At 63.3% G+C, this 17,109-nt stretch carries 14 protein-coding genes; 12 read left to right on the top strand and 2 right to left on the bottom strand.

The genetic code is table 11. The features are described 5' to 3' along the window. Window positions 1-26: 26 nt before the first annotated feature. A complete protein-coding gene (locus VNK82_07890) occupies window positions 27-347 on the bottom strand; it encodes a hypothetical protein (GenBank protein ID HXE90866.1) in 321 nt (106 codons plus the stop codon). Window positions 348-897: 550 nt separating this feature from the next. Between VNK82_07890 and VNK82_07895 the strand changes: the two genes are divergently transcribed. The 9 genes from VNK82_07895 to VNK82_07935 all read left to right on the top strand — a co-directional run bounded on the left by VNK82_07895 (window position 898) and on the right by VNK82_07935 (window position 11,119). Further along, a complete protein-coding gene (locus VNK82_07895; GenBank protein HXE90867.1) occupies window positions 898-1,437 on the top strand; it encodes a hypothetical protein in 540 nt (179 codons plus the stop codon). 83 nt (window positions 1,438-1,520) lie between these two features. After that, entirely contained in the window at window positions 1,521-2,744 is a 1,224-nt protein-coding gene (locus VNK82_07900; protein ID HXE90868.1) for a hypothetical protein, read from the top strand. Between the two features lie 561 nt (window positions 2,745-3,305). Continuing rightward, a complete protein-coding gene (locus VNK82_07905; GenBank protein ID HXE90869.1) occupies window positions 3,306-5,891 on the top strand; it encodes a GAF domain-containing protein in 2,586 nt (861 codons plus the stop codon). Window positions 5,892-5,985: 94 nt separating this feature from the next. After that, window positions 5,986-7,185 carry an acetyl-CoA C-acetyltransferase gene (locus VNK82_07910; GenBank protein ID HXE90870.1) on the top strand — a complete coding sequence of 400 codons (1,200 nt, stop codon included), beginning with the start codon at window positions 5,986-5,988 and terminating at the stop codon, window positions 7,183-7,185. Between the two features lie 127 nt (window positions 7,186-7,312). Next, window positions 7,313-8,191, top strand: a complete 879-nt coding sequence (locus VNK82_07915) for a 3-hydroxyacyl-CoA dehydrogenase family protein (GenBank protein ID HXE90871.1) — start codon at window positions 7,313-7,315, stop codon at window positions 8,189-8,191. 279 nt (window positions 8,192-8,470) lie between these two features. After that, window positions 8,471-9,253: an enoyl-CoA hydratase-related protein gene (locus VNK82_07920; GenBank protein ID HXE90872.1), complete on the top strand. Its 783-nt coding sequence runs from the start codon at window positions 8,471-8,473 to the stop codon at window positions 9,251-9,253. Between the two features lie 122 nt (window positions 9,254-9,375). Continuing rightward, complete coding sequence (gene ribH, locus VNK82_07925; protein ID HXE90873.1) at window positions 9,376-10,251, top strand: 6,7-dimethyl-8-ribityllumazine synthase; 876 nt, start codon at window positions 9,376-9,378, stop codon at window positions 10,249-10,251. 107 nt (window positions 10,252-10,358) lie between these two features. Beyond that, on the top strand, window positions 10,359-10,802 hold the full coding sequence (gene nusB, locus VNK82_07930; GenBank protein ID HXE90874.1) for a transcription antitermination factor NusB: 444 nt from the start codon (window positions 10,359-10,361) through the stop codon (window positions 10,800-10,802). Window positions 10,803-10,855: 53 nt separating this feature from the next. Then, on the top strand, window positions 10,856-11,119 hold the full coding sequence (locus VNK82_07935) for a DUF2621 family protein (GenBank protein HXE90875.1): 264 nt from the start codon (window positions 10,856-10,858) through the stop codon (window positions 11,117-11,119). 92 nt (window positions 11,120-11,211) lie between these two features. Here VNK82_07935 and VNK82_07940 read toward each other — a convergent pair whose 3' ends face one another. Further along, on the bottom strand, window positions 11,212-13,287 hold the full coding sequence (locus VNK82_07940) for a hypothetical protein (protein HXE90876.1): 2,076 nt from the start codon (window positions 13,285-13,287) through the stop codon (window positions 11,212-11,214). Window positions 13,288-13,824: 537 nt separating this feature from the next. Between VNK82_07940 and rpsL the strand changes: the two genes are divergently transcribed. The 3 genes from rpsL (at window position 13,825) to fusA (ending at window position 16,931) form a co-directional block, all read left to right on the top strand. After that, complete coding sequence (rpsL, locus tag VNK82_07945; GenBank protein ID HXE90877.1) at window positions 13,825-14,199, top strand: 30S ribosomal protein S12; 375 nt, start codon at window positions 13,825-13,827, stop codon at window positions 14,197-14,199. 105 nt (window positions 14,200-14,304) lie between these two features. Then, entirely contained in the window at window positions 14,305-14,775 is a 471-nt protein-coding gene (gene rpsG / locus VNK82_07950; GenBank protein ID HXE90878.1) for a 30S ribosomal protein S7, read from the top strand. A gap of 62 nt (window positions 14,776-14,837) precedes the next feature. After that, window positions 14,838-16,931, top strand: coding sequence for an elongation factor G (gene fusA / locus VNK82_07955; protein HXE90879.1), 2,094 nt, complete (start codon window positions 14,838-14,840; stop codon window positions 16,929-16,931). The last annotated feature ends 178 nt before the right edge of the window (window positions 16,932-17,109 follow it).

Below are 17,109 nucleotides of genomic sequence, written 5' to 3' on the forward strand. Positions count from 1 at the left end.
GCTCGGCATCTCGGCGGTGAAGCAAGTCATTTGTGTTCGGAATCCTGCTTACCGTTCAAGGTGGACTTGGCGATCTGCAGCGACCAGAGGAGCAGGGACGCAGTGCGCGGGTCGAGGGACTGCTCCGTCAGGGCGCGGGCGACCTGCATGGCGGCGCAGGCCACGGCCTCGTCGTCCCTGAGGGCGGGGAACAGGCCGTTTTTCTGCGGATATCGGGCCCGAAGGTGGGCGAAACAGAGGCGTTTTCCCTTGATGGCGGGCGAGCCGCAGCGGGCGCCGTCGGGCTTGAAGTGGTTACAGCGCGGGGCCTTACGGGCCAGATCGAGTTTAGCGATAGGGTCGTTCATGGATACCCCCTCCCCCCTCCCCTCTGAATAGAATCAACGAGTTAGGGTGGGGAAGTCCCGGGTGATCCCCGGAAACAAAGGAGTTAGAGGTAAGTTCCCCGTAAATAAGGAGTTATATTCACAAAGTCAATACTGCACGTAGAATATATCAAATAGATGCAAATGTCAAGCGAAAAGTTGCAGGACCAGAGAAGAATCTGGGGCAGAGATTGCGGAGATCTCTCGGGTTCGAAGGGGTTGAGTCGGAGTGTCGGGAAATCGGGTTCTCCTCCGTCAAACCATAGCTATCTCAAATTGGGAATTGCACAAGCGCATGTTTTTCAGTGGGTTGTGTATTGGCTGGGGATATGCAGTGCTGGGACGTCGCAAGGCCGTGCCGCCTGAGGGTCGGGCGAATTCTTGGGACATAAACCGAGTGCAGCTTCATCCAAAGACCTAATAGGAGTGGCCCTTGTCGGAGCGTTGCGAAAAGTACCCAAGCATGGAGCGCAGGTACTGCGCCCACTGTCAAGGCCCGACACTCGGCACGGCGGAGAACCCTAGGTTCTCAATGAATGCAGACTTTGATGAAGTTCACGGCTACCCAGTGGTTGAGATCCTGAAGAACGGAGGGCCGATACACCAGTACGATAGCCACTTCAGGTTTGGACGCCACAAGGCAGAGCTGCTGCTAGCGTGCTTACCGGCCCTAAGAGAGTTCGGCTGGTCTTCGGACGAGGAGAGGTTGCGATTTCAGCCGCGAACCTTTGACAAAAGGGAACTTGGCGTCAGCGTGAAAGTATTCGTCGAAATGCACCCCCATTTTGAGTGGTCTACGGGAGAGTTAATAGAGGAACCTTGGCTTCGGCTACAGGCCATATTTCCTGACCAATCTCATCTGGGTCTGGGCGTGATGAAATGTCGTGCGGTGTGGTCGGTGCAGGACGATCTTCGGGATTGGGTATGCCGGGTCAGGACACAAGCCAGCTTGGGCGAAATGTCCGAGGAGGAACTGATGGCTGAACTGAAGCGCCGCCTGAAGGCCAAGCATTCCCGTTGGGCCAACGAGACCGAAACAGACAAGCGGGACGCGCTTTTGAATCGCGATTGAGGACGCAGTCATGCTTGACTGCTCTGCCGCGGAAGCCTAGAGTTGTTGCCACCCTAAACAAACCTGTTCCTTAGGAGGTCTCCATGGGCCTCTTCGGGTTTCGGCTCATTGTTATTGCTCTCGCGTGCACTTCAGTATACGGCCAAGACCTCGACATCCAAGGAATCTGGCGAGCAACAATGGCTGACTCCGTCTCAACCCAGACGGGGACCATTAGGCTGGATCGTAAAGATGGCAAGTCAGTTTCGGGCACGTTTACTTTGCAGGGTAGCGAACCGGGACTAGCAGGAGGACAGCTTCAAGGCAATACGCTCCATTTCAACTTCACGCTGCCAGACAGGGCTTGTCCCTCTTCGTACGCAGGCATTCTGAAGTTCGAGCAGGGGAAGGCCAGCGGGAACTACACCGGCAATAGCTGCAGGGGCTGGCACGCAGACGGCATGATTTCGCTAATCCGAGATGATAGCCAAACTGAGCGCATGAAGTTTGAATCTCCGCGTGCACCTTCGGATTCCGCAGCACCTTCGAACTGCAAGGATGTTCCACTTTTTGCGGCTAAGTGTATTCAACCCGCCGTCGGGTCGTCGAACGGAGCTACACAGGTAGTCGAGAACAAGCCGGCTAACCCCAAGAGCGGTTATGTCGATTGCTTTTCCCTTGGGACGGTCGTTCGCGATTCTGCTGATGGGGCTGATCCGGTTGAACTGAAGTGTGGTGAGCCGATAGAGGTCACTGGAGAGACGAACACCCGTTTGATAGTTCAGACAGCTTCTGGCAAGAGGGCTCTGCTTGAGAAGACCATGGTGTCCCCTACTCCACCGCAGGTTGTCGAGAAGTCTGGGTCGGCCGGTCCTGTCTTCTCCCAGCAGTCCAACCCAAACCCTACTGGCTTGGCGCCATCCACGTTCTTTGCAGTGGCCTATCGGGTGCTCCCACAGCAAACAACTTCATACGCTACGTTTGGGGACTATTCGAGTTCTTCGTCCTGCTATGGACAGGGTCAGGTGCTCACTGATTCACTCGCAAAGTTGTCCGTGAACTGTGATACGACATATTTGAGCCCAACTCAGATTCCGATTACCTGGACGGTTGCTGATGTCTATAACGTGGTGGAGACCGGTACTCATCGGATGGTGATTCACTGCCGTGCAAGCTGGCGTTGGAGCAAGTGCGCTCCATTGATACCTGGAAATGTCTTCGAGTTTGAGTTGAAGGGCTCTGAGATACTGGTGACTGCCTTCAAAGACGGGAATCCTGACAAGCGAATGCGCATCAAATATCGGATCATCCAGAGCGAGCTCAAATAGGACGCGGTGCCAGAATCTGCCTCCTTACTTGTCCTCGTCGGTGACATTCCTTAGTAGGGCGGTCCACTCTGATTCATGCAGCACCGACGCACCGCATCCAGCCCGAAGTTCCTGGGGCTGCCCTTCCTCGCCCGCCCTCCTTCCGCGCAGCTCGGTCGGGCGGGCTCGGAGGGGCAGCGTGAGGTGGGGCATCGGTTCCCACCCACGGCTCAAGCCGTGGGCTGCGATGGGTCGCCCCTGAGGGGCTTTTCGCGATAGCAGCATCCCTTGAGGGCGGGTGGCGCACCTGCCTCCTTATCGACCCTTGACGGTGCCCCACGTTCGCGCCGCGCTCTTCGGCGCGTACGTGGGATACGTTCCCGTGGTAACGCGGTCCGTTTCTGACTCAGACTGGTGTGGGTCCCGTCTCCCACGTCTGCGCGGAAGAGCATCGCGCAGACATGGGGCACCTCCCTAAATCGAGACCGAGGGACTTCCGCGAGGCCCGGTCGGGCAATCGCCCCGATTGCTGCGGCCCTTCGCCACAGACTACAATACGCACTCCTCGAGCACGCGCGCGTCATGGCCGATTTCTCCAAGCGAATCGAAAAGGCGGAGAAGTACCTGCAGAAGGGCAAGACGGAGTCCGCGCTGGAGGAGTACCTGGGGATCCTGGAAGACGATCCCAACCAGGACGCGGTGCGCTCCACGGCCGCCGACCTGTGTCTGCAACTGAACCGCACCGGGGACGCCGCCAAGCTGCTGGGCGTGCTGTTCGAGCGCCAGGCCGGGATCGGCGACGTCTCCAAGGCCAACATCACCTACAAGAAGCTGCTGAAGGCCACCACGCCCTCGCCGGAGCAGAGCCTGCGCTACGGCCAACTGGTCGAGAAGTCCAGCAAGAAGGACGCGCTCGACGCCTACGAGGCGGCGGTCGCGGGGTTCAGTTCTTCCGGGCGCAAGCCGGAGGCGCTGGCAGCCTTGAAGCGCATTGTCGCGCTCGATCCGAAGGTGGAGAACTATCGCCGGGAAGGCGAGCTGGCCACGGAGCTGTTCGACGTGAAGGCCGCGGCCGAAGCCTTCTTCCAGGCCGGCGAGCTGGAAGCGAAGGCGGGTGGCGGCAATCCGGGCGCCTGGTATGCGCGCGCCTACACCACCGATCCCACGCTTCCGCATGCCGCTCTGGCGCACGGCAAGACGCTGCTGGCCAAGGGGGATGCTGCGGGAGCGGTGAAGGCGGTGGAGGCGCTGGCGACAGGCGCAGCAGCCACGCCGGAGCTGCGCGAGGCGTATTGCCGGGCGTTGCTGGCCTCCGGCCGCCCGCTGGACGCCGAGCCCTACGTCTGGGAGTTGCTGGAGAAAGATCCGGCGCAGGCCGACGAAGTGGGGCGCATGATCGCCGAGCTCATCAAGGCGGAGCAGATGGAGAAGGCGCTGCAGGCGGCGCACCGCCTGGAGGAGAACCAGTACAAACATAACCGCCGCCGCGAGTACGTCACGCTCATCAAGGAAGTCACGGACAAGCATCCGCCGGGCGTGGAATTCCTGGAATATCTGGTCGAGGTCTACAACGCCAACAACCGCGAGCAGGACTACTGCGCCACGCTGATCAAGCTGTTCCAGCTCTATTACGCCGCCGGGAACTTCATCAAGGCGGCGGATTCGCTGGACGCGGCGGCGGAAGTGGACGCCTACGAGCCCGGCCATCAGAAACGCCTGGAGATGCTGCGCGGCAAGATCGATTCCGCGCGCTTCAACGCCGTGGCCAACCGCTTCACGGGCGCGGTGAAAGTGGAGGAGGACAAGGCGGGCGCGCCGGCCGGCGCGGTCGAGAGCGAGACCACCATCCTCGACGACCTGATGCTGCAGGCGGAGATCTTCCTGCAGTATTCGATGCGCTCGAAGGCGGTAGAGCGGCTGGAACGCATCCAGAAACTGTTCCCGCGGGAAGAGGACAAGAACGAGAAGCTGCGGCAGCTCTATATGAACGCCGGCCTGCTGCCCAAGTATCCCAGCGGCGTGGGTGCGGTGGCGGCTGGGGTGCCGGCTGCGGCATCCGCGACCACGCCCACGCCTGCGGCGGGCACGGCGGCGGGCCCCTATGCGGCCGTGCCCAGCGTGGACGAAGCGGCGGTGGACAACATCGCGCGCGTCACGGAGATCACGCGCAACATCTACCGCCAGGGCAACGTGAAGAGCGTGCTGTTCACGGCGGTCAACGAAGTGGGCCGCCACTGGAACGCCAGCCGCTGCGTGGCCGGGCTGTGTACGCCGGGCAAACCGCCTTCGGCGGCGCTGGAGTACTGCGCCCCGGGCGTGAAACAGTCGGACGTGATGGCCATCGTCAAGCTGATCGGGACGCTGCAGGCGCTCACGGTGGCCCGCGGGCCGGTGCTCATCCCGCATGCGCCCGGCAATCCCGATCTGGCGGGCGTGCAGCAGTTCATTGACGCGCTCGCTATCCAGTCCATCCTGGCGGTGCCGCTGATGGATGGCGACGAGCACGCCGGCGTCCTCTTTCTGGAACAGTGCTACACGCCGCGGGAATGGCGGCAGACGGACGTGTTCGTGCTCAAGACCATCGCCGACCAGGTGGTGCTGGCGGTGAACAACTCGCGATTGCGCAGCCTGGTGAAGACACTGGCGGTCACCGACGAAAAATCCGGCTTGCTGCGCCGCGCCTCCTACATCGACGTCTTGCTCAGTGAAGTGAAGCGCGCCATCCAGCAGAACTCCACGGCCAGCGTGATGCTGCTGCAGTTCGCCAAGGCGGGCGCGCTGGTGAAGGAAGTGGGCGAGCCCGCGGTCGAGTCGATGATGACGCAGATCGGCCAGGTCGTGACCTCGCACATCCGGCAGAATGACGTGGCCGTGCGCTACGACCTGACCACCATCGCGCTGCTCCTGGCGGACACGAACGAAAGGAACGCCTTTTTCGTGGTGGATAAGCTGCGCAAGGCGCTCACGGGCGTGCGGCTGGCGGGAACGGACAAGCCGCTGCCCATCACCGTGGGCATTGCGGAGATCGTGGCGCGCTCGAACTTCGATCCCATCGACGTGGTCACCGAAGTCATCAACCGCGTGGAGCAGGCGCTCGACGCCGCCCGTGCCGAAGGCGGCGACAAGGCGCGCGCGCTGGCGCCCAAGCTGGAGCCGGTTCCGGCGTAACGCTATCCTGCGGCGCCGGTTGCCCGCTCGCGAGAGCCGCTGCTACACTCGATAGGTTGTCTCCTCATTCCGAAGATCGTCACAGGAATTCCTGATGCTGGAACCGACCGACATCGCCATCGTCAGCGGGGCGCGCACGCCCATGGGCCGCTACTGCGGCAAGCTGCGCGACTTCACGGCGCAGGAGCTGGGCGCCATCGCGGCCAAAGAAGCCATCGCGCGGGCGGGCGTGGACCCCAAGGAATTCGATCACGTGGTTTTCGGCAACGCGCAACAGACTTCGGGCGACGCGCTCTACGGCGCGCGGCACGTCGGCCTGCTGGCCGGATTGCCGGTCGAAGTTCCGGCGCTCACCGTGAATCGCCTGTGCGGCTCGGGCATGCAGGCCATCGTCAACGCCGCGCAGATGATTCAACTGGGAGAAGGGAAGACGGTGCTGGCCGGCGGCATGGAAGCCATGTCGCAGGCGCCGCACGTCATCCGCGGCGCGCGCTGGGGCTTGGGCCTGGGCGAAGGCCGGCTGGAAGACTCGCTCATGGTCGCGCTCGTCGATTCCTATTGCGGCCTGGCCATGGCCGGCACAGCCGAACTCTACGCTGAGCAGCAGGGCATCACCCGCGAGCAGATGGATGAGTTCGCGTTGCGCTCGCAGCGGACGGCCGAGGCTGCCTACAAGAGCTGCCGCATGAAAGAAGAGCTGGTCCCGGTGCCGCTGAAGGATGCCAAGGGCCGCCCGACCGGCGAGATGTTCACCGAGGACGACCATCGCCGCCCGCAGACCACGCTCGAAGGGCTGGCCAAGCTGAAGCCGGCCTTCCGCAAAGACGGCGCCGTCACCGCGGGCAACGCCAGCGGCATCGTCGATGGCGGCGCGGCCGTGGTGGTGATGTCGGTCGCGGACGCCGAGAAGCGCGGGCTCAAGCCGCTGGGACGGCTGGTGAGCTGGGGCATTGCCGGCGTCGAGCCGAAGATCATGGGGTCAGGGCCTGTGCCCGCGACGCGCCTGGCGCTGAAGAAGGCCGGGCTCAAGCTCGAAGACATGGATCTGATCGAGGTCAACGAGGCCTTCGCCGCGCAGTATCTGGCCGTCGAGAAGGAACTCGGCCTCAACCGCGACAAGGTCAACGTGAACGGCGGCGCCATCGCGCTCGGACATCCGCTGGGCGCTACCGGCACACGCCTGGTCCTGACCCTGCTCTACGAACTCCGCCGCCGCAAGGGAAAGTACGGCCTGGCGACCGCGTGCATCGGGGGCGGGCAGGGGATCGCGGTGATCGTAGAGAGCTTGAGCTGAGCACCAGGTTTGCCAGGCATCTCGCCAGGCCAGCGGCCGGCGGTGTTCACAGATCACAGACAGTGAATCGGGCCGCTGGAATCATGGGTCTGTTTCGAACGAATCCCTAGCCTTACGAGGATTGCGTATGGAGATCAAGAGAGTCGGTGTGCTGGGTTGCGGGCTGATGGGCTCGGGCATCGCGCAGGTCTCGGCGATGGCTGGATGCGACGTCACCGTCCTCGAGGCCGAGCAGAAGTTCCTCGACAAGGGCTTTGCCGGCATCGACAAATCGCTGGCCAAGTTCGCGGAGAAGGGCACGCTGAAGGAGGAGCCCGACGCCGTCCGCGCCCGCCTGAAAGGGACGCTGAAGAAAGAAGACCTCGCCGGCTGCGACCTGATCATCGAGGCCATCATCGAGAACCTTGACGAGAAGCGGAAGATGTACGCGGCGCTCGACGCCATCGTGAAGAAGGACGCCATCTTCGCCTCCAATACCTCTTCGCTCTCCATCACCGAGCTGATGACCTCCACCCAGCGTCCCGAACGCTTCATCGGCCTGCACTTCTTCAACCCGGTGCCGCTGATGAAGCTGGTCGAAGTAGTGCGCACCATCGCCACCGCGCCCGATGTCTACGAAACGGCTTACCAGTTTGCCCTCAAGCTGGGCAAGGTCCCGGTGCGCACCTCGGACAAGACCGGGTTCATCGTCAACCGCCTGCTGGTGCCCTATCTGCTGGACGCCATCCGCGCCTATGAAGAAGGCGTCGGCTCCATCGAGGACATCGACAACGCCATGAAGCTGGGCTGCGGCTATCCCATGGGGCCGTTCACGTTGCTGGACTTCGTGGGCCTCGATACGACGTACTACATCACGCATGTGATGTTCGACGAGTTCAAGGAGCGGCGCTTCGCCTCCCCGCCGCTGCTCAAACGGTTGGTGCTGGCGGGGTGGTACGGAAAAAAGACCGGCAAGGGTTTCTACGACTGGTCAGACCCGGCTTCTCCGAAACCAGGGAAGTTCTGATTTTCTGCGGGATTAGTTCGGATGAGCGCGAATTGAGGGAGACGGGTGAGGGTCGTCGTCTATATGCCACTGCTGAACGAGGGTACCGACGTGTGGCGCCCTGTGCACGCAGAGCACGTACGCGACGACATCTACGAAATCACTGTCGATCAAGTGCCAGATGATGAGGAGTGGCGCTTCCCACCTCGTTCGTTAGTCCGCTGCCGTGAACACACATTCGGCGATGGACGCGTCGAACTTGTCCCATACGAGCTGGTAGCCAGGAGTTAGGAGCAAACCATGGCGTTTGAAAACCTGCTATTCGAGAAGAAGAACTCCATCGCATACGTGACCATCAACCGCCCCAAGGTGCTCAACGCGCTCAACATGGCCACCATGGAAGAATTGCGCGCGGCGTTCACCCAGGCGCGGGATGACAAAGAGGTGCGCGTGGTCATCCTTACCGGGGCGGGGGAGAAAGCGTTCGTCGCCGGCGCGGACATCACTGAGCTGGCCCGGCACAATCCCATCGAGGCCAAGGAGTACACGCACCGCGGCCAGAGTGTGCTCGATCTGATGGAGAATCTGGGCAAGCCGGTCATCGCCTGCATCAACGGGTTCGCGCTCGGCGGCGGCTGCGAGATCGCCATGGCCTGCACCATGCGTCTGGCCAGCGAGAACGCCAAGCTCGGCCAGCCGGAAGTGAAGCTGGGCATCATGGCCGGATACGGCGGCACGCAGCGTCTGCCACGACTGGTCGGCAAGGGGCTCGCCATGCAGATGCTGCTGACCGGGGAGATGATCACCGCGCAGGAAGCCCATCGCATCGGCCTGGTGAACGAAGTCGTGCCGCAGGCGGAACTCGTGCCGCGCGCGGAAGCCATCGCGCAGAAGATCATCGCCAACGCGCCCCTCGCCGTGCAGTACACCATGGAAGCCGTCAATAAAGGCATGGAGATGGCCCTGCCCGAAGCCCTCTACCTCGAAGCCACGCTTTTCGGCATCTGCTGTGCCACCGAGGACAAGAAGGAAGGCACCACGGCATTTCTGGAGAAGCGGCCGACGAAATTCAGCGGGAAATAGAGTCTCCGCGCTATTTCTTCGCAGTTTCAAGTTTCCAGTTTCCAGTTTCACCATGTCGCTTCTGGAAACTGGAAACTGGAAACTGTATTCTCTGTGCTTCCGTGCCTCAGTGGTGAATCGCCGTGATCAAGGCCGTCCAACTCGCCTGCCACGCGCAGAATGCGAAGGAGTTCTCGGCGCTCGTCGAAGTCCTGGACGCTTTGGGCCTGGAGCGCGGCGAGGGCTGGGAAGAGAAGCGCAGCCGTGGCGTCGTGTTCCTCGCCCCGCAGGGACAGGTAAAGGTCGCGCAGGGCGAGGATTTCGGTGATGCGCACGTCGGCCTGGAAGTCAGCGATGTCGACGCACTTTACGCGTTGGCGCGCCGCAAGAAGCTGCGCCTCGCCGGGAAAATTGAAGACACGGACTGGGGAGCGCGCTGGTTCGCGGTTGAGACGGGCGGAATCCGCATCGCCATCTTCAGCCGTCCCGGGAAGTCCGCAGTTGCCGGCCTCGCAGGGAAACTGGATGCGCGGGGCCAGCGCTTCGGCATCGTGATGAGCCGCTTCAATTCGTTCATCACCGAGCGCCTGCTGGCGGGCGCGCTTGACGCGCTTCACCGCACGGGCGCCCGCGATCGCGACATTGAGATCGCGCGCGTGCCCGGCGCCTTCGAGATTCCCGCTGCCGCGCGTGCGATGGCCGAGACCCGGCGGTTCGATGCCGTGATCTGTCTGGGCTGCATCCTGCGCGGCGAGACGTCGCACTATGAGCATCTGGCGAACGAAGTGACGCGGGGCATCGGGCAGGCGGCGCAGGAGACCGGCGTGCCGCACGCCTATGGCCTGCTGACCTGCGATACTCTCGAGCAGGCCATCGACCGTGCCGGTCTGAAGAGCGGCAACAAGGGTTTCGAAGCCGGCCTTTCGGCGGTGGAGATGGCATCGCTGAAGAAAGCCGTCGGCCGTCTGGAGTCGGCCGCCAAGAAACCCGCAAAGCAACGTGCGAAACGGAAGCGATGAAGTTTCCGGTTTCCAGTTTCGAGTTGCCCGTCGGCGCGATCCTCAGAGCTGTCCCGAACTCGGTGCCGTTGACTGGCCACTGGCCACTGGCCACTGGCAACTGACCCATGGGTACGCGCAGGAAAGCCCGCGAACTGGCGCTGCAGATGCTCTTCCAGCGCGACCTGGGGAAGCAGGCGCCGGAAGACGTGCGCCGCACGTTCTGGAACGAACGGGCGGAGATCGACGCTTCGGTGCGCGCGTTCGCCGACAAGGTCTTCGCTCTCGCCAGCGAACGCGCCGGAGAGATCGATGCGCTCATCGAGCAGCACGCGCCGCACTGGCGCATGGACCGCATGGCCGCGGTGGACCGCAACCTGCTGCGTGCCGGCGTGGCCGAGTTCCTCGCCTTCCCGGAGATTCCCCGCGCCATCGTGATCAACGAGGCGATTGAGGTCGCGCGTCGCTTCTCTTCGCCTGAATCCATCCAGTTCATCAACGGCGTGCTCGACAGCGTGGGCCGCAGTTTGGAAGAATCGGGCGCTCGCGTCAAAGGAACGGGGGCGCAGTAGGACGGTTGTTGAGCAGTTTCCCGAGAACTGAGAACTTAGAACCGAGAACTACGGTGCAGTGGACCGACGAAGCCCGCGAGATCATCGACGACTTGCTGTTCGAGCTGCCGCTGCCTGTGCGTGATGGTGTGCGTCAGGCCGCAGAGCTGCGCGCCGAAGCGCTGGCCGAAGAAGCCGGCGCCTCGCGTGTGCGCCTGGAAGTCGCCGTGCGCGCCTTCATCGAATCCACCCCCGCCGACCTGCGCCAGCGCCTGAAGCACACGCTCTCCTACAAGGGAATCGATCCGGAAGAGTACGAGGCCGCGTTCCGCAGCTGATCGCCATCTTCCCGGGCGACCAGAAGAAAGCCCTCGCTCTCGCGAGGGCTCAGCATTCCTGGCCACTGACCAATAGCCACTGGTTACTGCTTCTACCTCGGTCTCACGCCCACCAGATCAGGAGTGAAGGCTACGGCCGGGCTCTGTCCATTGGTCACCGCGATCTGCTGGACGTCCAGGCCGGTGGCCACGTCGATGCGATGCACCGCGTTGTCGCTGCCGCCCACGTAGAGCTGCGAGCTGTTCAGCGTAGCTCCGCCGGTGAAAGCGGTGGCGCCGTTGGCCAGCGGGATGGTGGCCACAGTCTGGCCGGCGACGTCATAGACCAGCAGGCTGGTAAGGTCGCTGGTGACGTAGGCGCGCGAGCCGTCGGGCAGGATGATGAGCTGCCGCGCGGTGAACGCGCCCTGGCCGAAGTCGCGGGAGGTGACCACGCTGCTCACCGAATACGGACACGGGCCGCTGAAGGTCGGAACCACAGTGACGTCATCAATCCCGGGGGAATCTACCGCCAGCACCCGCGAGCCGTTGGGCAGCGTGCGGATCAACGAAGGATCGCCCGGCGTTGCCGCCGTGAGCGCCGGTGAGTTATCGCAGGTGGCATGCGCCGTCACCGAAGACGCCGCGCCTCCCGCCAGGTACAGGAACGACCCACCAGGGACGATCGTCAGATCCCGGGCGGCGGCGCTCAGGGAAATTGCCTGCGGTGTAGAGACGTCAGAGATTACGTGCAGCGTGTTGCCGGCGACGAGGAACAGCTTGAAGCCGTCGGGCGTGTAGGCCGCCGCCGTGACCCCCGTAAACGAGGCCGAGGTCACGGTGTTGGCGCTCCGATTCAGGATGCGCAACTGGTTGGCGGCATCATCGAAGACCACTACCCGGTTGCCGTCCGGCGAAACGGTCAGCACCTTCCCCTGGGCGTTCGTGACCGGGGCTGCCACCCCGTTGGTGATTGTGTCGACCTGCATCAGCCCGTTGGCCGAGCCCAGGAACATCAAGGTGCCGTCCCGTGTGAACACCATGGAGTTGGGCGTCTGCGGCAGGTTGACCACCGTTCCGGCGGTGTTGGTCGAAGTGTCGATAGGAACCAGCGGCGTCTGGGTGCCGCCGCTGCTGGTGGGATTGGTGCAGGGCGCTGCGGTGGAAGTGCAGGTGGCGAAGACGCGTCCCGCGCCGGCCGATCCGGTCACGGTGGCCGTGACCGCGTTGCTGTACGTGGCCAAGGTCGTGTTCGCGTTGCACGTGGGCGGCGTGCACATGGCGGTGATGATGGCTGTGCCCGGCGCCGCCCCGGTGGCGCGCAGCGTCACCGTGGAGCCTGAGATGGTCGCGGTCACCGTTGCCACGGCCGGCGCGGAGGTCAACAGCGCCACCGGCAAGCCCGTGATGCTATTTCCCAGAGTATCCACGACGTCCAGCGCCAGGTCGCGGTTGGCGCCGGTTGCGATGCTGAAGGATGTGTCGGGAGCGCCGCTCACGTGCAGTGAGAGGCTGGCGGGCGGGCAGACAGTGAAGGGCGCCGCCGGGCTGGTGGTGCCGCTCACCGAAGCAGTGATGTTCGAGCGACCGGGCAGCTCGGCCGTCGCCAGTCCGTTCGCGTCGATGGTCACCAGGTTGGTGAAGCCGCTCGTCCAGGTGATGGGTCCCACGGTCGACGTAATGTCATTCCCGCCGCTGAACACGGTGGCCGTGAACTGCTGCGTGTCGTCCTGCGACTTGCAGTCCACCGCGGTGGGCGAAATAGTGATGTTATCGATCACCTGATGAACGAATACCGGTACCGGGTCACTGTTCACGGAGTCGGCCGTGGCCGTGATGGTGGTCTGGCCGATGGGGCTGGCTGACGGCGTGCATACCACCGGGCTGTCGAGCGAGTCCCAGCTCCCAGCGCACACCAGGCCGCTTCTTGAAACCTGCACCAGGGCCGTGTTGGCGGAGCTGAAAGTGATGCTGTTGGCGAAGGTGGCTTTCCCCTCCGAATCCAGCGCCCGGGCCGTGATTCCGGCCACCTGCCCCGGCGTCAGGGAAAGGCTCGAAGGGTTTACGCTCACCGAGTCGATGGGATTGGGCGCGGTCCCGCCGTTGTCCCCTCCGCCACAACCCAGCAATGCAATTCCGGAGGCTACCGCCAGGAGAAGAGAGAAAATAAGGGCCGCAACCTTGCGCATGCATCCTCCCCGCCGGCGACTCGATGCCTCCGACGGAAATCCCGTCCCTGTCCGGGTGGAATCCATCAGTCTAGAGTCTGCTTCCGTTTTCGGCAAGCGTGCGCCGATTGCCCCTCTGGGACGATCCGCGCACGCAGGTGAGTTGCCTCTGCGGTTGACGCTCAGCGCCCTCCTTGCTATATTCATAAGGTTCCGCGAGTTCGGATAAGCCTGCCTGTTGCGCTTTGGCTGTGCTGTAGAAGTCTTGCCCGAGGACGAGCAACACGGTCCGTTACCAGGGCACCCTCGCTGAAAGGTGACCTGCGCCACCTGCCGCCATCGGCGGGATATGCAGGTTGCGGCTGTCGAAACGGAGTGCCAATCCTTCGAGGACGCGGCGCCACCGTCGTTCGGCCCTACGACACGATAGGAACCTAGATTCCCAGCGCGCGTTGGCTGCCCGCCGGGAAGCATGGCCGGCCTTGTGCCGGACCAGTCCCCGAACGGGATGGATACCAGGGCGGCAGCCTGCGGCTGCGCCCAAGGAGCGGGAGAAGAGTGCCGACATTCAACCAACTGGTGCGGGCAGGACGCTCGCAGGTCCGTTACAAGACCGCAAGCCCGGCCCTGCAGGGTTCGCCGCAGAAGCGCGGCGTATGTACGCGCGTCTACACCCAGACGCCCAAGAAGCCCAACTCGGCGCTCCGCAAGGTGGCCCGCGTTCGGCTCACCAACGGCATCGAGGTCACGACGTACATTCCCGGCGTCGGCCACAACCTGCAGGAGCACTCCATCGTGCTCATCCGCGGGGGCCGCGTTAAGGACCTGCCCGGCGTGCGCTACCACGTGATCCGCGGGACGCTGGACACAGTGGGCGTCTCGGACCGCCGCCAGGGCCGCTCCAAGTACGGGGCTAAGAGGCCGAAAGCCTGAGCGGAGGATGAGCGGCGAGGCGCATCAGGCCGCCGAGCCGCGCCGCGGGAAAGCCTGATGAATCTCAGTGGCGCAAGCCGCTGAGCGGTTTTGAGGAATCTCAAGATGCCACGTAAGGGAATGGTCCCCAAGACGGAAGTTGCGCCTGACCCGGTGTACCAGTCGCCGCTGGTGCACAAGTTCATCAACTCGATGATGTGGGACGGCAAGAAGAGCACCGCCCAGGCCATCTTCTATGAGGCCATGGAGAAACTGGGGGAGAAGGGCGGAGACGAACCCCTGAAGCTCTTCAAGAAGGCGGTCGAGAACGTGAAGCCGCTGCTGGAGGTCAAGACGCGGCGCGTGGGTGGCGCCAACTACCAGGTGCCGGTGGAGGTCAATCCGCACCGGCGCACGTCGCTGGCCATCCGCTGGCTCATCACCTACTCGCGCGGCCGGGGCGAGAAGGGCATGGTGGACAAGCTGGCCAACGAGTTGCTCGACGCCGCCAACAACCGCGGCGCCGCCATCAAGAAGAAAGAGGACGTGCACCGCATGGCCGAAGCCAACAAGGCCTTCGCCCATTACCGGTGGTAACACCCAAGGGTTGAGATGTCGAGACGTAGCTTGCTGCGTCTCAGAACGGAAGCGAAGTTAACGTGCCACGCCAGATCCAACTCGAGCGCTGCCGCAACATCGGCATCATGGCGCACATCGACGCCGGCAAGACCACCACGACCGAGCGCGTGTTGTTCTATACCGGCCGCACCCATCGTCTGGGCGAAGTGCACGAAGGCACCGCCACCATGGACTGGATGGAGCAGGAGCAGGAGCGCGGCATCACCATCACGTCCGCCGCCACCACCTGCTTCTGGCGCGACATCCGCATCAACATCATCGATACGCCCGGCCACGTCGATTTCACCGCCGAAGTCGAGCGCTCCCTGCGCGTGCTCGATGGCGCCGTGGCCGTCTTCGACGCCGTGCACGGCGTCGAGCCGCAGTCGGAAACCGTTTGGCGCCAGGCCGACAAGTACGGCGTTCCGCGCATCTGCTTCATCAACAAGATGGATAAGATGGGCGCCGACTTCGAGCACGCCGTCGACACCATCCGCAAGCGCCTGAACGCCCGCCCTGTCGCCATCCAGCTCCCTGTCGGCCAGGAAGACAAGTTTCGCGGCGCCATTGACCTGTTCGAGATGAAAGCCATCCTGTGGCGCGATGAAACCCTGGGCGCCGAGTACGTCGTCGAAGAGATCCCCGAAGAGCTGCGCAAGAAAGCCAACGCCTTCCACAACCAGATGGTCGAGACCATCGTCGAGAACGACGACGACCTGCTGCACAAGTACATGGAAGGCGACGCCATCACGCCCGACGAGCTGCGCCGCTCGCTGCGCAAGAGCACCATCGCGCTGAAGCTCTTCCCGGTGCTGTGCGGCTCGGCCTTCAAGAACAAGGGCGTGCAGCCCCTGCTGGACGCGGTCGTGGACTTCCTGCCGTCCCCGGCGGACATCCCGCCGGTCGAGGGCACGGACCCGAACACCGGGCAGCCGGCGCATCGCAAGGCCGCCGACGACGAGCCCTTCAGCGCCCTGGCCTTCAAGATCATGACCGACCCGTTCGTCGGCCAGCTCACCTTCATCCGCATCTATTCCGGCCAGCTCAGAACCGGCGACAGCGTCTTCAATCCCGGCAAGAGCCGCCGCGAGCGCATCGGCCGCCTGCTGAAGATGCACGCCAACAAACGCGAGGAGATCAGCGAGATCTACGCCGGCGACATCTGCGCCTGCGTCGGCATGAAGAACGTCACCACCGGCGACACGCTCTGCGACGAAGAAAAGCCCATCGTGCTGGAGTCCATCGAGTTCCCGGCGCCGGTCATCGCCGTGGCCGTCGAGCCCAAGACCAAGGGCGACCAGGAAAAGATGGGCGTGGCGCTCTCCAAGCTCGCCCAGGAAGACCCCACCTTCAAGGTCCACACCGATCCCGACAGCGGCCAGACCATCATCAGCGGCATGGGCGAATTGCATCTCGAGATCATCGTGGACCGCATGATGCGCGAGTTCAACGTGCAGGCCAACGTGGGCAAGCCGCAGGTGGCGTATCGCGAGACCATCCGCAAGGCGGCCGAAGGCGAAGGCAAATTCATCCGCCAGACCGGCGGCCGCGGACAGTACGGCCACGTCAAGATCCGCCTCGAGCCCCAGGAGGCCGGCAAGGGCTACGAATTCGTCAATGAGATCGTGGGCGGCGTGGTGCCCAAGGAGTTCATCAAGCCCGTCGACCAGGGCATCCGCGAAGCCATGGAGGGCGGCGTGCTCGCCGGGTACGAGATGGTGGACGTCAAGGCCATCCTCTACGACGGCAGCTATCACGAAGTCGATTCCAGCGAGATGGCCTTCAAGATCGCCGGCTCCATGGCCTTCAAGGAAGCCGCCCGTAAGGCCACCCCGGTGCTGCTGGAGCCGGTCATGTCGGTCGAGGTCGTCGTCCCCGAGGAATACATGGGCGACATCATCGGCGACCTCAATTCGCGCCGCGGCCGCGTCGAAGGCATGGAGCACCGCGCCGGTTCGCAGGTCATCAAGGCGCACGTGCCGCTTTCGGAGATGTTCGGCTACGCCACCGACATGCGCTCGCGCACCCAGGGCCGCGCCACCTACTCCATGCACTTCGCAAGATACGAAGAAGCCCCGCGCGCGGTGGCCGAGGAAATCATCGCCCGCGTGCAGGGGAAGGCAGTTTCCCGGTGAGGAAGTTTGGATTTCAGCTAGCAGCTAGGAGCTAAAGCATGGCCAAAGAGAGATTTGATCGCAGCAAGCCGCACGTGAACGTAGGGACGATCGGGCACATCGATCACGGCAAGACGACGTTGACGGCGGCCATCACCAAGGTGTTGGGGAAGAAGAACCCCAAGGTGGCGTTTCGCAG

The organism is Terriglobales bacterium, from assembly GCA_035573675.1.
In the GTDB taxonomy this organism is placed as follows: Bacteria; Acidobacteriota; Terriglobia; order Terriglobales; family Acidobacteriaceae; genus DATMAB01.

Bases quoted from the DNA above. Each gene is read 5' to 3' on its own strand.
- VNK82_07910 (HXE90870.1), top strand. From the start codon at position 5,986: ATGCTGGAACCGACCGACATCGCCATCGTCAGCGGGGCGCGCACGCCC.
- VNK82_07940 (HXE90876.1), bottom strand. From the start codon at position 13,287: ATGCGCAAGGTTGCGGCCCTTATTTTCTCTCTTCTCCTGGCGGTAGCC.
- VNK82_07905 (HXE90869.1), top strand. From the start codon at position 3,306: ATGGCCGATTTCTCCAAGCGAATCGAAAAGGCGGAGAAGTACCTGCAG.
- rpsG (HXE90878.1), top strand. From the start codon at position 14,305: ATGCCACGTAAGGGAATGGTCCCCAAGACGGAAGTTGCGCCTGACCCG.
- VNK82_07900 (HXE90868.1), top strand. From the start codon at position 1,521: ATGGGCCTCTTCGGGTTTCGGCTCATTGTTATTGCTCTCGCGTGCACT.
- nusB (HXE90874.1), top strand. From the start codon at position 10,359: ATGGGTACGCGCAGGAAAGCCCGCGAACTGGCGCTGCAGATGCTCTTC.
- VNK82_07890 (HXE90866.1), bottom strand. From the start codon at position 347: ATGAACGACCCTATCGCTAAACTCGATCTGGCCCGTAAGGCCCCGCGC.
- VNK82_07915 (HXE90871.1), top strand. From the start codon at position 7,313: ATGGAGATCAAGAGAGTCGGTGTGCTGGGTTGCGGGCTGATGGGCTCG.
- VNK82_07920 (HXE90872.1), top strand. From the start codon at position 8,471: ATGGCGTTTGAAAACCTGCTATTCGAGAAGAAGAACTCCATCGCATAC.
- VNK82_07895 (HXE90867.1), top strand. From the start codon at position 898: ATGAATGCAGACTTTGATGAAGTTCACGGCTACCCAGTGGTTGAGATC.